Origin of the sequence: Variovorax sp. AB1(2024) (assembly GCF_037482385.2) — a bacterium.
GTDB lineage: Bacteria > Pseudomonadota > Gammaproteobacteria > Burkholderiales > Burkholderiaceae_C > Variovorax.
The window spans coordinates 795,959-808,540 of the sequence record NZ_JBBHKP020000001.1 but is presented as its reverse complement, the minus strand read 5'-3'; the positions used below and the strand labels follow the sequence as shown (position 1 = coordinate 808,540).

General features: G+C 68.7%; 14 protein-coding genes. 10 read left to right on the top strand and 4 right to left on the bottom strand.

From position 1 onward, the window contains the following. The first annotated feature begins 32 nt into the window (after positions 1-32). From WIX39_RS03965 to WIX39_RS03955, 3 genes are all read left to right on the top strand, one after another. Positions 33-1,124, top strand: a complete 1,092-nt coding sequence (locus WIX39_RS03965; protein WP_106936319.1) for a tartrate dehydrogenase — start codon at positions 33-35, stop codon at positions 1,122-1,124. 93 nt (positions 1,125-1,217) lie between these two features. After that, positions 1,218-2,234 carry a Bug family tripartite tricarboxylate transporter substrate binding protein gene (locus WIX39_RS03960; protein WP_106936320.1) on the top strand — a complete coding sequence of 339 codons (1,017 nt, stop codon included), beginning with the start codon at positions 1,218-1,220 and terminating at the stop codon, positions 2,232-2,234. Between the two features lie 64 nt (positions 2,235-2,298). Continuing rightward, positions 2,299-2,589, top strand: a complete 291-nt coding sequence (locus WIX39_RS03955) for a YciI family protein (RefSeq protein WP_106936321.1) — start codon at positions 2,299-2,301, stop codon at positions 2,587-2,589. Between the two features lie 12 nt (positions 2,590-2,601). Here WIX39_RS03955 and WIX39_RS03950 read toward each other — a convergent pair whose 3' ends face one another. Beyond that, on the bottom strand, positions 2,602-3,675 hold the full coding sequence (locus WIX39_RS03950; RefSeq protein ID WP_106936322.1) for a pirin family protein: 1,074 nt from the start codon (positions 3,673-3,675) through the stop codon (positions 2,602-2,604). Between the two features lie 152 nt (positions 3,676-3,827). Continuing rightward, positions 3,828-4,250: a VOC family protein gene (locus WIX39_RS03945; RefSeq protein WP_106936323.1), complete on the bottom strand. Its 423-nt coding sequence runs from the start codon at positions 4,248-4,250 to the stop codon at positions 3,828-3,830. 158 nt (positions 4,251-4,408) lie between these two features. Here WIX39_RS03945 and WIX39_RS03940 point away from each other — a divergent pair, with 158 nt between their 5' ends. Further along, positions 4,409-5,992 carry a CHAD domain-containing protein gene (locus WIX39_RS03940; RefSeq protein ID WP_409194558.1) on the top strand — a complete coding sequence of 528 codons (1,584 nt, stop codon included), beginning with the start codon at positions 4,409-4,411 and terminating at the stop codon, positions 5,990-5,992. A gap of 8 nt (positions 5,993-6,000) precedes the next feature. After that, the gene (locus WIX39_RS03935; protein WP_106936325.1) at positions 6,001-6,681 is read left to right on the top strand and encodes a hypothetical protein; all 681 of its coding nucleotides are present in this window, start codon (positions 6,001-6,003) and stop codon (positions 6,679-6,681) included. Positions 6,682-6,691: 10 nt separating this feature from the next. Here the strand turns inward: WIX39_RS03935 and WIX39_RS03930 are convergent, their stop codons facing one another. Beyond that, complete coding sequence (locus WIX39_RS03930) at positions 6,692-7,168, bottom strand: FKBP-type peptidyl-prolyl cis-trans isomerase (RefSeq protein WP_106936326.1); 477 nt, start codon at positions 7,166-7,168, stop codon at positions 6,692-6,694. A 40-nt stretch (positions 7,169-7,208) separates the two neighbouring features. Further along, positions 7,209-8,135, bottom strand: coding sequence for a LysR family transcriptional regulator (locus WIX39_RS03925; RefSeq protein WP_106936327.1), 927 nt, complete (start codon positions 8,133-8,135; stop codon positions 7,209-7,211). A 127-nt stretch (positions 8,136-8,262) separates the two neighbouring features. Between WIX39_RS03925 and WIX39_RS03920 the strand changes: the two genes are divergently transcribed. From WIX39_RS03920 to WIX39_RS03900, 5 genes are all read left to right on the top strand, one after another. Further along, positions 8,263-8,850, top strand: coding sequence for an NADPH-dependent FMN reductase (locus WIX39_RS03920; protein ID WP_106936328.1), 588 nt, complete (start codon positions 8,263-8,265; stop codon positions 8,848-8,850). Further along, the gene (locus WIX39_RS03915; protein ID WP_106936329.1) at positions 8,847-9,701 is read left to right on the top strand and encodes a pirin family protein; all 855 of its coding nucleotides are present in this window, start codon (positions 8,847-8,849) and stop codon (positions 9,699-9,701) included. The genes WIX39_RS03920 and WIX39_RS03915 overlap by 4 nt, the downstream gene beginning before the upstream one ends. A gap of 80 nt (positions 9,702-9,781) precedes the next feature. Further along, positions 9,782-10,984: a M20 aminoacylase family protein gene (locus tag WIX39_RS03910; RefSeq protein ID WP_409194557.1), complete on the top strand. Its 1,203-nt coding sequence runs from the start codon at positions 9,782-9,784 to the stop codon at positions 10,982-10,984. A 48-nt stretch (positions 10,985-11,032) separates the two neighbouring features. After that, positions 11,033-12,007 carry a tripartite tricarboxylate transporter substrate-binding protein gene (locus WIX39_RS03905; protein ID WP_172839853.1) on the top strand — a complete coding sequence of 325 codons (975 nt, stop codon included), beginning with the start codon at positions 11,033-11,035 and terminating at the stop codon, positions 12,005-12,007. 98 nt (positions 12,008-12,105) lie between these two features. After that, positions 12,106-12,564, top strand: a complete 459-nt coding sequence (locus tag WIX39_RS03900; protein WP_106936332.1) for a helix-turn-helix domain-containing protein — start codon at positions 12,106-12,108, stop codon at positions 12,562-12,564. Positions 12,565-12,582: the final 18 nt, after the last annotated feature.

Below are 12,582 nucleotides of genomic sequence, written 5' to 3'. Positions count from 1 at the left end.
CTTCCAAAGAGCACACACGCAAAAGGACATCGATGACCCGCTACAGCATTGCCACCATTCCCGGCGACGGCATCGGCAAGGAAGTGATTCCGGCGGGGCGCCGGGTGATGGAGGCGCTGGCCGAGGCCTCCGGCGGCGCGCTGCAATTCAGCTTCGAGGACTTCGGCTGGGGCGGCGACTGGTACCGCGCGCACGGCGAGATGATGCCGGCCGACGGCCTCGACGCGCTGCGCGGCAAGGACGCCATTCTTTTCGGCTCCGCGGGCGATCCGCACATTCCCGACCATGTCACGCTCTGGGGCCTGCGCCTGAAGATCTGCCAGGGCTTCGACCAGTACGCCAACGTGCGGCCCACGCGCATCCTGCCGGGCATCGACGGCCCGCTCAAGCGCTGCGCGCCCGGCCAGCTCGACTGGGTGATCGTGCGCGAGAACTCCGAGGGCGAGTACGCCGGCGTCGGCGGCCGCGTGCACCAGGGCCACCCCATCGAGGCCGCGACCGACGTGAGCATGATGACCCGCGCGGGCGTGGAGCGCATCATGCGTTTCGCCTTCAAGCTGGCCGGTTCGCGGCCGCGCAAGCTGCTCACCGTGGTGACCAAGAGCAACGCGCAACGCCATGCGATGGTGATGTGGGACGAGATCGCGCTGCAGATCTCCAAGGAGTTCCCCGACGTGACGTGGGACAAGGAACTGGTCGACGCCTGCACCGCGCGCATGGTCAACCGCCCGGCCACGCTCGACACCATCGTCGCCACCAACCTGCACGCCGACATCCTCAGCGACCTGGCCGCCGCGCTGGCGGGCAGCCTGGGCATCGCGCCCACCGGCAACATCGATCCGGAGCGGCGCTATCCGTCGATGTTCGAGCCCATCCACGGATCGGCCTTCGACATCATGGGCAAGGGGCTGGCCAACCCGGTCGGCACCTTCTGGTCGGTGGTGATGCTGCTCGAGCACCTGGGCGAGGCCGAGGCGGCGCGGCGCGTGATGCAGGCGGTGGAGCACGTCACGGCCAACCCGGCGCTGCACACACGCGACCTGGGCGGCAGCGCGACCACCGAGCAGGTGACGCAGGCGGTGTGCGCGCACATCGCGGGCGAGCCGATGCGGCTTGCGGCGTGACACACGCAATGGCCTGAACGGCCGCCAGCGACAGACACGACGGTATCCGCGCGCCTCGATGCGCGCACCACGACAACGAGCCGGAGACAAACCATGAACGCTTCTTCCAACGCGCGCCGCCGCAGCAGCGGCAGGCGCAGCCTGCTTCGGGCCGCGACGCTCGCACTGGGCCTTGGCACCGCTGCGCTGGCCTTCGCGCAGTCACCGGCCGGCTGGCCGGCGAAGCCCATCAGCCTCATCGTGCCCTTCCCCGCCGGCGGCACCACCGACGTGCTGGCGCGCGCGCTGGCCGACAAGCTCTCGCAGTCGCTCGGCCAGCCCGTGGTGGTGGAAAGCAGGCCAGGTGCCGGCGCCACGCTCGGCGCCGACTACGTGGCCAAGGCCAAACCCGACGGCTACACGCTGCTGATGGGCGCGGTGCACCACACCATCGCCACCAGCGTCTACAAGAAGCTGCCTTACGACTTCCAGAAAGACCTGGCGCCTGTCACCCTGGTGGCCATGGTGCCGAACGTGCTGGTCGTCAACGCCGCCAGCACGCCCGCGAAGAACGTCGCCGAACTGGTCGCGCTGGCCAAGGCCGCGCCCGAGAAGCTGGCCTACGGCTCCAACGGGAACGGCACGGCGCAGCACCTGATCGGCACGCAGTTCCAGGCCAGCACCGGCACCACGCTGCTGCACGTGCCCTACAAGGGCAGCGGCCCGCTCACCACCGACCTGCTCGGCGGCCAGGTGGCGATGTCCTTCGACACCATCACGCCGGTGCTGCAGCACATCAAGAGCGGCAAGCTGCGCGCGCTGGCCGTGACTACGGCGCGCCGCTCGACGGTGCTGCCCGACGTGCCGACGATGGAAGAGGCGGGCCTCAAGGGCTTCGACATCGGCACCTGGTTCGGCGTGCTGGCGCCGGCGGCCACGCCGAAGGAGATCGTCGCGCGCCTGAACGCCGAGATGGTGAAGATCATCCATTCGCCCGACTTCGCGCAACGCATGCAGGCCATCGGTGCCGAGCCGCTGGGCGGCACGCAGGAAGAAATGGCGCGGCGCATCCGCGAGGAGACGGCCAAGTTCGCGAAGCTGGTGAAGGAAGGCGGCGTGGCAATCGAGTGAGGAGGCGGCCGAACCACCGAACTCATAGGATGGTGGCTTCCTCGTTCACTCTCTGCCCTCATCCATGTTCATCGTCACTCTCACCTACATCCGCCCGCTCGAAGAACTCGATGCGCTGATGGACGCGCATGTCAGCTGGCTCAAGACGCACTACGAAAGCGGCCTGTTCGTGGCCTCGGGCCGGCAGGTGCCGCGCAAGGGCGGCGTGATCCTGGCGCGCTCGGGCGACCGCGCGGCGCTGGAAGCCTTGCTGGCGCGCGATCCGTTCGTGCAGAACGGCGTCGCGCGCACCGACGTGATCGAGTTCGTGCCCAGCATGACGGCGCCGGGCGCCGAAGTCCTGAAGACGCTCTGAGCCGGGGCTCGCTCAGGCTTCGGGCACTTCCTCTCGCCCGCCCGGGTGCCTTGCGAAGCGCGCGGCCTCTTGGCCGTGCACCGGTGCCGAGTCGTCCCAGGGCCAGCCGCCGAACTGGGTGCGGCGGTAGTCGGCCATGGTCTGGCTGATCTCAGCCTGCGTGTTCATCACGAAGGGGCCGTACTGCACCACCGGCTCGGCGATCGGGCGGCCCTGCAGCACCAGGAACTCGCTCTCGCTGTCGCCGTTGGCAATCTCCACCGCGGCATCGCCGCGCAGTTCGATGGCCGCCGGGCATTCCACGCGCCGGCCCGCGACGAAAGCCGCCGCGCCCTTGAAGAAATACAGCATGCGCCGCGTGCCCTCGCCGCTGGCGGCCGGCAGCGTCCATTGCGCGCCGGGCGTCATCTTGAGCGTCCAGATCGCCACGTCGGCGTCGGCCTGCGAGGCCCACGAGTCGGGCGGCGGCGCCAGCGGCTGGATCGGGTCCTGTCCGTTGACGGTGTCGCCCAGCCGGCCGGCGATCACGGCGACCTCGGTGCGGCCGCCCTTCGCGTCGTCGGAAGCGAAACGCGGAATGGCGTCGGACCAGAACATCGTGAAATGCGGCTCGGCCATCTTGCTGCGCGCCGGCAGGTTCAGCCAGATCTGGAACAGCTCCAGCGGGTTGGGCGCGCCGGCGTCGAGCAGCGGGAACATCTCGGAGTGCACGATGCCCTTGCCGGCCGTGAGCCACTGCACGTCGCCGCCGCCGAAGCGCGCGGTGGCGCCCAGCGAGTCGGAGTGATCGACCAGGCCCTTGCGCACGATGGTCACGGTCTCGAAGCCGCGGTGCGGGTGCGAGGGAAAGCCCGGCACCTTGTCGCCGTGGTACATGCTCCAGCCGTCCTTGCGGCTGAAGTCCTGGCCGATGTCGCGCCCGGCCAGCGAGGCGGCCGGCCCCATGCGCCCGTTGCCCTGCGGATACGCATCGTCGTGGTAGACGCAGAACAGGAACGGGTCGATCGTCTGCCACGGGAAACCGAGGGGCGCGACCCGCACGACGGGGCTGTTGTCTTGTTCGGGCATGGGGCTATTCCTTTTCATGGGGGGCTCGGCCGATGATGCCGTGCCGGTGAAAGGAATATCGGGGCGCCGCCCCCGTCCGGTAGGGGCCTTCCGTGCAACAGTGAAGAGCGCGTATGGAACGATCGGCATCGTTCTGCTTCTTCAACGGTGTGGCGTGGCGTGGCGTCAGGTCACTGGTTCTGGTGCGTGACGACGGCGTTCGGGTCCATGTACATCAGCTCCCAGAGGTGGCCGTCGATGTCCTGGAAGCCGTGGCCGTACATGAAGCCGTAGTCCTTCGGTTCGCCCGGGATGGTGCCGCCCGCGGCCTTGGCCTTGGCCACCAGCTCGTCGACCTCGGCGCGGCTTTCGCACGAGAGGCACAGCAGCACCTCGGTGCTCTTGCTGGTGTCGGTGATGCTCTTGCTAGTGAAGGTCTTGAAGAAATCTTCCACCAGCAGCATGGCGTGGATGCTGCCTTCCTGGATGACCATGCATGCGGCATTGGCGTCGGTGAACTGCGCATTGAAGGTGTAGCCCAGCGCGGCGAAGAATGCCTTGCTCTTGTCGAGGTCCTTGACGGGGAGGTTCACGAAGATCTGCTTGGTGGCCATGGTGTCGTCCTGTGTCGGTGAAGGGTGATGTGGATGTTCAACGGCGTCTTGTGTACGCCGTCCACAAAAGATACCAAAGAAAATGGACGGCGTCCACATGATTTTCCAGACAGGGGATTTGGCGGCCCTGCGTGACGGGGCGGGCATCATGGCGCCCTATGGAAATCGAGTTCAAGTTCTGCATTCCCGCCGGCCGCCTGAAGGCCGTCGAAGCCGCCCTGAAACGCGGCACCGTCGTGCGCACCCGCCTGCAGGCCCGCTATTTCGACACCGCCGACCAGCGGCTGGCCGCCGACGGCATGGTGCTTCGGCTGCGCAAGGAAGGCCGGCGCTGGGTGCAGACCGTGAAGGCCACCGGCGACAACGCCCTGCACCGGCTGGAGCACAACGTCGACCTGGGCACGGCCGGTGCCGCGCCGGCCATCCACCCGCAGCGCCACCAGGGCACGCCGGTGGGCGACAGGCTCGCGAAGCTGCTGGCGGACGGCAGCGACGGCGGCGTGCCGCTAGTCGAGCGGCAATCGACCGACATCGTGCGGCTCACGCGCGACGTGCGCGTCACCGGGGCCGGCGGCGCGGTGGTCGAGATGGCGCTCGACGTCGGCAAGGTCGTCGCCCACGCCGGCACGCCAGAGCAACGCGCATCGCCGGTGTGCGAACTGGAACTGGAACTCAAGCACGGCGACGTGCAAGGCCTGGTGTCGCTCGCGCGGCGCTGGTCGCAGCAGCACGGCCTGTGGTTCAGCACCGTGTCGAAGGCCGAGCGCGGCGCGCGCCTGCTGGCGGCGCAGGAAACGGTGGAAGCCGTGAAGGCCGAGGCCCCGCACTTCGGCAGCCCGCACCCGGACGGCCGTGCCATCCAGCAGGCGGTGGTCGCCTCATGCCTGGCGCAGATGCTGCCGAACGCGAGCGAGATCGCCGCGGGCAGCGAAGACGACGAGCAGGTGCACCAGTTGCGCATCGGCATCCGGCGGTTGCGCACCGCGCTGCGAGAGCTGGCCGAACTCGACACCGCCTCGGGCCTGTTCGATGCCGCTGCATGGGAGCCGCCCCTGGTCGAAGCCTTCCGCGCGCTTGGCGAGTTGCGTGACCGCGAGCAGGTGGTGAAGCTGGCGCAGCCCCGGCTGCGCGAGGCAGGCGCGCCGGAGTTCGATCCGCTGGCCGGCGATGCGGCGGCCAAAAGCGCGCCTTCGGCCGGAGACGCCGTGCGCGCTTCGGCGTTCCAGAACGTGCTGGTGTCGCTGATCGGCTTTACCGCGGCCGGCCCCGCGAAGGCTGCGTCGGAAAGCGAAGAAGGAGGAGAGATGCCACCGGCCAGCCCGGCGCCCCTGGATGCCGACGCCGCCCGGCGCGTGCTGCGCAAGCGGCTGCAACGCCTGCACAAGCAGGTGATGCGCGAAGGTGAACGCTTCGAATCGCTGGACACCGAAAGCCAGCACCGCGTGCGCAAGCGACTCAAGCGCTTGCGCTACCTCGCCGAATTCGTCGCGCCGCTGTTCGATGCGGCGGACATGGGCGGCGCCGAGCGCTACCTCAAGGCCTTGCGTCCCGCACAGGATGCGCTGGGCGAGTTCAACGACGAGGCCGTCGCGCTCGCGCTCTACCGCGAAGCGACCGAACGCGATTCCCGCGCGTGGTTCGCCGTGGGCTGGTTCAGCGCGCGCCATGCGGCGGGCGCAAGGGCCTGCGCCAAGGCGCTGGGCAAGATAGACAAGGCCGCCAGGTTCTGGAAGAAGAAATAGGAAACCGGATGGATGAGCCACTGCAACTGCGATTCAGGCTGGCGCCGGAAGACGCGGAACTGCTCGGAGAAGCGGCCCTGGAACGCCGCCTCGCGGAACATGACCGGCAGTCGGAACGCCTTCATGCGGCTGTCCAGCGGCTGGTGCCACGGGCGCTGTCGGCGCTGATGGTGGCCGCGCCCGTGCTCGCCATCGGGCTTCTGTACGCGCTCGAACCCCGGCCCGTGCGTGCCGAGTTCTGGATCAGCTCGGCCGTGGCAGTCGTGCTGTCGGGGCTGCTGTGGCTCTTTCGCGCACGTCTCGTCGAGCGAATAGCCGCCCTGGGCTCGCGCCGCAGGGCGAGGACCCAGCCCGCCAGGCGGGACCGCGTGGCCCGCGCACTGCATCGATCGGTCACGCGCTCCGCGACCCGTGCAGTCGGCATCCACGAGGTGACGATTAGTGCGCAAGGCCTGAGCCTCATGGCCCCCCAAAGCAGCAAGGCCGCCGTCGTACCGTGGCAAAAGCTGACGCGCATCGAAGAAGGCGAGCGCTTCTACCGGCTCTACACCCAGGCCACCGAGCGCTTCGGACTCAGCTACCTGGTGGCGAGGCACAGCAGCGAAATGGACGCTGCGGCCTACGAGGCCGGCCTGCAGCGGCTGCTGGCACTGAGCCCCGTCACGCCGGTGCCGCGCAGCAGCGGCTAGAAGAAGCAGATCAGTGATGGTGCCCGTGGGCGCCATGCACATGCCGGTGCTCGATTTCCACCGGCAGCGCCGCGCGCACGTCCGTCACCTGCAGGCTGAACTTCAGCGCCTTGCCAGCCCACGGATGGTTGCCGTCGAGCAGCACGACCGGGCCCTTGATCTTCATCACGGTGAAGACGTGCTCGCGGCCGTCGTCCAGGCGACCCTGCAGTTGGCCGCCCACCTTCACGCCCGGTGGAAAGTCGGTCTTGGGAATGCTGCGCACCAGCGTCTCGTCGCGTTGGCCGAAGGCGTCTTCGGGCGAGAGGTTCAGCACGGTCTGGTAGCCCTTTTCCTTGCCGTCGAGCGCTTCCTCGATCTTCGGCAGCGTGTTCTCGTAGCCGCCATGCAGATAGGCCATCGGCTCGGGGCTCGCCTCGATGAGCTTGCCCTGAGCGTCGGAGACCTTGTACTTGATGGTGACGACGGTGTCTTTTTCGATTTTCATGGGGAGGCATTTTCAGTGGAAAATAAAAGGAACCCGTCGCCTAGGCTTTCCCCTGCGACGCGGGCTCGTGCAGCACGTCCATCTGGTCGAGCTTGGCCATCACCAGCTCGATGAACGCCGACACCGCCAGCGGCAGGTGCTTGCGGCTCGGGTAGACCACGCTGAGCCCCCGGCCGGTGTACTCGTACTGCGGCAGCACCCGCACCAGCCGTCCTTCCTGCTCGTCGCGCGTCGCCATTGCCGGCGGCAGCTGGGCGATGCCCAGTCCGGCCAGTGCGGCCCTGCGCAGCGCCTGCGCGGTGTTGCCGGTGAACCGGCCGCTGACCTGCACTTCTTCTTCAGCGCCGCCAGGGCCCGCGAGGCGCCAGATGGTGTGGCCGGTGGGGTGCGGCGGCGTCACGCAGTCGTGGTCCGCCAGCTCCTGCAGGGTGGTGGGCTGGCCGCGCCGCGCGATGTAGCCGGGGCTCGCCAGCAGGCCGCCGCTTCGCGTCATCAGCCGGCGCCCGATGTAGCCCGAATCGCGCAGCACGCCGCCGCGGAATGCCACGTCGATCTGCTCGGCGATGAGGTCGGCGGCCGCGTCGCTGAGCACGAAGTCGAGCCGTACCAGCGGATGCCCGGCCAGGAAATCGGCGACCCATTCCATCGGGAAGAAATCGAAGAAATCCGCCGGCGCCGCCACGCGCACGAGGCCGCTGGGCTCCTGGCCTCCGGCCGCCAGCGCCTGCCCGGCGGCGGCCAGCCCGTCGACCAGCCCCGCGCATTGGTCATGAAAAGCCTGCCCGGCGCTCGTCAGCGTCAGCTTGCGCGTCGAGCGCTGCATTAGCCGCGTGCCCAGCTGCGACTCGAGCTGCTGGATGCGCCGGCTCACGGTGTTGGGCGGCAGGCCCAGCCTGCGGGCCGCTTCGGCAAAGCTGCCGTGGCGCACCACCTGCACAAACATGGCAACGTCGTTGAGGTCGAGCATGGTGGGTAGATTCCTTCGTTTGATGGACGAGTGCAATCCGACTCTACCGTCTAGTCGATCAATGGGTGCGTACCTAAGCTTCTGTCCATGGCCTCGCGGCCTTCATCCAACCGTCCAGGAGCACCCCATGACCTCACAGCAGCAACCCCGTATCGGCATCGTCATCGCCTCGACCCGCGAGGGCCGCTTCGGCGAAAAGCCCGCGCAATGGATCCACGAGATCGCGCAGCAGCGCACCGACCTCGCCTTCGAGCTGGTCGACCTGCGCGACCATCCGCTGCCCTTCTTCAACGAGGCGTCCGCGCCCGCCTGGGGGCCGGTGAAGAACGAGGCCGCGCAGCGCTGGCAAGCCAGGCTGGGCACCTTCGACGGCCTGATCGTCGTCACGCCCGAATACAACCACGGCCCCAGCGCGGTGCTGAAGAACGCGATCGACTGGGCGTACAAGGAGTTCATCCGCAAGCCGATCGGCTTCGTGGGCTACGGCGGCGTGGGCGCGGCGCGCGCGGTCGAGCAGCTGCGGCTGGTGGCGGTCGAGATGCAGATGGCGCCGGTGCGCCATGCGGTGCACATCGGCATGGTCGAGTTCATGGGCATATGGCAGCAGGGCAAGAGCTTCGGCGACTTCCCGCATCTCGCGCAGTCCGCAAACGGCATGCTCGACGACATCGCCTGGTGGGCCAAGGCGCTGAAGACCGCAAGGGAGGCCGCATGACCGCCGCCGTCGATACGCAGGCCCGCGCCGTGGTCTACCGCACGCGCGGCAGTTCGCACGGCTCGATCACGCGGCTGGTGAGCCCCGGGGACCTGGGCGAATTCCTGAAGCCCTTCGTTTTCCTCGACCTCTTCGGCTTCAGCACCGAAGGCGGCCACAAGGGCTTCGGCCTGCATCCGCACTCGGGCATCGCCACGCTGACCTACCTGATCGAAGGCGACACGCTGTACGAAGACACGACCGGCGAACAAGGCACGCTGCGCGGCGGCGGTGTGGAGTGGATGCGCGCCGGCAACGGCGTGTGGCACACCGGCGCGCCCGTGCCGGGCGTGAAGCGCGTGCGCGGCTTCCAGCTGTGGGTGGCCCTGCCGCCTTCGGAAGAAAACGCGCCTGCGCAAAGCATGTACCTCGCACCCGCGCAGGTGCCGCGCGAAGGTCCGGCGCGCGTGCTGCTCGGGCGCCACGGCGCGGCGCGCAGCGCCATTGCCGCGCCCGCGTCGATGAACTACCTGGCCGTGGAGCTGAAAGACGGCGAGCGCTGGCGCTACACGCCGCCTGCCGGCCACACGGTGGGCTGGGTGGCGGTCAACGAGGGCGGGCTCGGCACCGGCGACGCGCGCGGCGGGCCGATCGGCGCCGGCGAGCTGGCGGTGTTCGAGGAGTCGAACGACGCCATCGATTTCATCGCGCATGGCGACACGGCCTTCGTGCTGGGCTCGGCGGTGAAGCATCCGCACGAGCTGGTGATGGGCCACTACTCGGTGCACACCAGCCGGGCGGCGCTCGACCAGGGCGAGGCCGAGATCCGCCGCATCGGCGCGGCGCTGAGGCAGCAGGGCCGACTCTCGTAAGCCTGCATGCGCGTGGCGCGCGGCTGCGCCAGAATCGTTCGCTTCCGGTCGAACGACCGACTCGCAGCCCACGCCCCGCCATGAACATTGCCGATTCCTTTGCCGACATCTCGCGCTTCGTCGAGATCCGGCGCGACATCCACGCCCACCCCGAACTCGGTTTCGAGGAACACCGCACCTCCGAGAAGGTCGCGAAGCTGCTCGCCGAATGGGGCATCGAGGTGCACCGCGGCATTGCCGGCACCGGCCTCGTCGGCGTGCTGCGCAAGGGCAACGGCAGCCGCACCATCGGCCTGCGCGCCGACATGGACGCGCTGCCGCTGCACGAGGCCAACGAGTTCGCCCACAAGTCGACCAACCCCGGGCGCATGCACGCCTGCGGCCACGACGGCCACACCACCATGCTGCTGGCCGCCGCGTGGCACCTGTCGCAGCAGGGGCCGGACGACTTCGACGGCACCGTGCATTTCATCTTCCAGCCGGCCGAGGAGATGGGCAAGGCCGGCGCCAAGAAGATGATCGACGAGGGCCTGTTCGAGCGCTTCCCGTGCGACGCGGTCTTCGGGCTGCACAACTTTCCGGTCGGCGACGTGGGCCGCTTCGCGCTCAACGAAGGCGCGCTCATGGCCTCGAGCAACACGTACAAGATCACCGTGCGCGGACGCGGCACGCACGCCTCGATGCCGCACACGGGCATCGACCCCGTGGCGGCGGTGGTCAACCTTGCGCAGCAGCTGCAGACCATCGTGGCGCGCACCATTCCCAGCACCGAGCGCGCGTTGCTCGCGGTCACGCAGCTGCAGGGCTCCGACGCGCCCAACGTGATTCCCGACGAGGCCACGGTGGGCGGCACCATCCGCACTTTCTCCATCGAGGCCATCGACAAGATCGAGGCGCGCCTGCGCGAAGTGGCCGCGGGCGTGGCGGCGGCGCACGGCTGCACGGCCGAGGTGTATTTCAACCGCTCGTCGCCGCCGACGGTGAACCATGCGGCAGAGGCGCGCTTCGCCGCCGGCGTGATGCGCGAGGTGGTAGGCGACGACATGGTCACCGACAACTTCCCCGCCGTGATGGGCGCCGAAGACTTCGCGCACATGCTGCTCGCGCGGCCCGGCTGCTACGCCTTCCTGGGCAACGGAGACGGCGACCACCGGCTCGACGGCCACGGGCCCGGCCCTTGCATCATCCACAACACCTCGTTCGACTTCAACGACGAGATCATCCCGATCGGTGCCAGCTACTTCGTGAAGCTGGTGCAGCGCTGGTTGCCGTCGGGCGCCTGAGATTCCTCCCCTGTGTTGATGACGATGAAAAAGAAAGCGGCCCCCACGATGCCTTCGACCCTGTTCTCCCGGCGTGCCTTGGGCGCGCTTGCCGCGGCTGCCGCGCTCTGTGCCTTCGCACCGGTACATGCGCAGCAGCGCGTGATCCACATCGTCGTGCCCTTCGGCACCGGCGCGGTGCAGGACACGGTGGCGCGCGCCTTCAACAACGAGCTGGGCGCGGCGCTGGGCGCCAGCGCCATCGTCGAGAACCGCGCGGGCGCGGGCGGCACCGTGGGCGCGGCCCTGGTGGCGCGCGCACCGGCCGACGGCAACACGCTGATCCTGGCGGCCGCGAGCCACAACATCGCGGGCTTCCTCTACAACAAGCTGAGCTACGACCCGCTGAAGGACTTCGTCGGCGTGGCCAACGTCGGCAACGCGGGCTACGTGCTGGCGGTGGCGGGCGGCATGGGCGTGTCGAACACGGCCGACTTCATCAAGGAGGTCAAGGCGCATCCGGGCAAGTACAACTACGCCTCGGCCGGCAACGGCAGCGCCACGCACCTCGCGATGGCTTCTTTCCTGGCGAAGGCGGGGCTGCAGATGACGCACATCCCGACCAAGTCGACCGGCGAGGCCGTCAACGAAGTGCTGGCGGGCCGGGTGCAGGCGGTGATCTCGTCGAGCATCGGCGTGATCGGCTTCCAGGACGACGCGCGCATCAAGTTGCTGGCCTCCACCGGCCAGTCGCGCAGCCCCTTCCTGCCCAAGCTGCCGACCGTGGCCGAAAGCGGCCTGCCCGGCTATGCCTTCGACTCGTGGATCGGCCTGCTCGCGCCGGCCGCCACGCCCAAGGCGGAGGTCGAGCGCATCAACGCCGCGGCCAACAAGGTGCTGGCCGACCCGGCGATCCAGGAGCGCTTCAAGCGCCTGGGCGTGGAGCCGCGCAGCCAGAGCGCGGAAGAATTCCAGAAGCTGCTGCGCTCGGACTGGGATGCGATGGGCGCGGTGGTGAAGGCGTCGGGCGCGAAGATCGATTGAATGGCTGGAGGAATACAGGCTCAGCCTGATAATCCGTAAAAATACGCCAAAGCCGATATTTTGACAAAACAAGCCATGGCCGATATTCTGCGTCCGCCATGGACTATCCCCTGCGCTTCGTCGACCAGCTCCGGCCGCACCTCAAGGCCCTGCGGAAGCAGCGCGGGCTGACGCAAGCGCAGGCCGGCGCCCTCATCGGCGTCAGCCAGGCCCGCGTCGCGGAAATCGAGGCCAACCCCGGCGCGGTCAGCTTCGAGCAGTTGATGAAACTGCTGTCGGCGCTGGGGGCCTCCTTTTGCCTGCGCGACGAGGCTGCGCAAAGCCGCGTGCTCGTGGCCGCTGAAGAGCCGGCGCAGTACGACGCGGTGAAGCTCCCGCCCGGCCCATGGACCGCCACGCAGATGAGCGATCAGTCGGTGCTGGTGCGCCTGGAAGCCGAATCGCCGGGCGCACCGGGCGAATCGCTTCGGGCGCTCCAGGCGCTGAATCCCGGCAAGGAGGTCAAGCCCACGTCGCGCCGGAGCTTCGTCGTGCGGCCGAAGAGGGAATCCTGGTGACGCAGGCCCTGGATGCCT

Coding starts and splice junctions, on each gene's coding strand:
- WIX39_RS03965 (WP_106936319.1), top strand. CDS start 33: ATGACCCGCTACAGCATTGCCACCATTCCCGGCGACGGCATCGGCAAG.
- WIX39_RS03960 (WP_106936320.1), top strand. CDS start 1,218: ATGAACGCTTCTTCCAACGCGCGCCGCCGCAGCAGCGGCAGGCGCAGC.
- WIX39_RS03955 (WP_106936321.1), top strand. CDS start 2,299: ATGTTCATCGTCACTCTCACCTACATCCGCCCGCTCGAAGAACTCGAT.
- WIX39_RS03950 (WP_106936322.1), bottom strand. CDS start 3,675: ATGAAAAGGAATAGCCCCATGCCCGAACAAGACAACAGCCCCGTCGTG.
- WIX39_RS03945 (WP_106936323.1), bottom strand. CDS start 4,250: ATGGCCACCAAGCAGATCTTCGTGAACCTCCCCGTCAAGGACCTCGAC.
- WIX39_RS03940 (WP_409194558.1), top strand. CDS start 4,409: ATGGAAATCGAGTTCAAGTTCTGCATTCCCGCCGGCCGCCTGAAGGCC.
- WIX39_RS03935 (WP_106936325.1), top strand. CDS start 6,001: ATGGATGAGCCACTGCAACTGCGATTCAGGCTGGCGCCGGAAGACGCG.
- WIX39_RS03930 (WP_106936326.1), bottom strand. CDS start 7,168: ATGAAAATCGAAAAAGACACCGTCGTCACCATCAAGTACAAGGTCTCC.
- WIX39_RS03925 (WP_106936327.1), bottom strand. CDS start 8,135: ATGCTCGACCTCAACGACGTTGCCATGTTTGTGCAGGTGGTGCGCCAC.
- WIX39_RS03920 (WP_106936328.1), top strand. CDS start 8,263: ATGACCTCACAGCAGCAACCCCGTATCGGCATCGTCATCGCCTCGACC.
- WIX39_RS03915 (WP_106936329.1), top strand. CDS start 8,847: ATGACCGCCGCCGTCGATACGCAGGCCCGCGCCGTGGTCTACCGCACG.
- WIX39_RS03910 (WP_409194557.1), top strand. CDS start 9,782: ATGAACATTGCCGATTCCTTTGCCGACATCTCGCGCTTCGTCGAGATC.
- WIX39_RS03905 (WP_172839853.1), top strand. CDS start 11,033: ATGCCTTCGACCCTGTTCTCCCGGCGTGCCTTGGGCGCGCTTGCCGCG.
- WIX39_RS03900 (WP_106936332.1), top strand. CDS start 12,106: ATGGACTATCCCCTGCGCTTCGTCGACCAGCTCCGGCCGCACCTCAAG.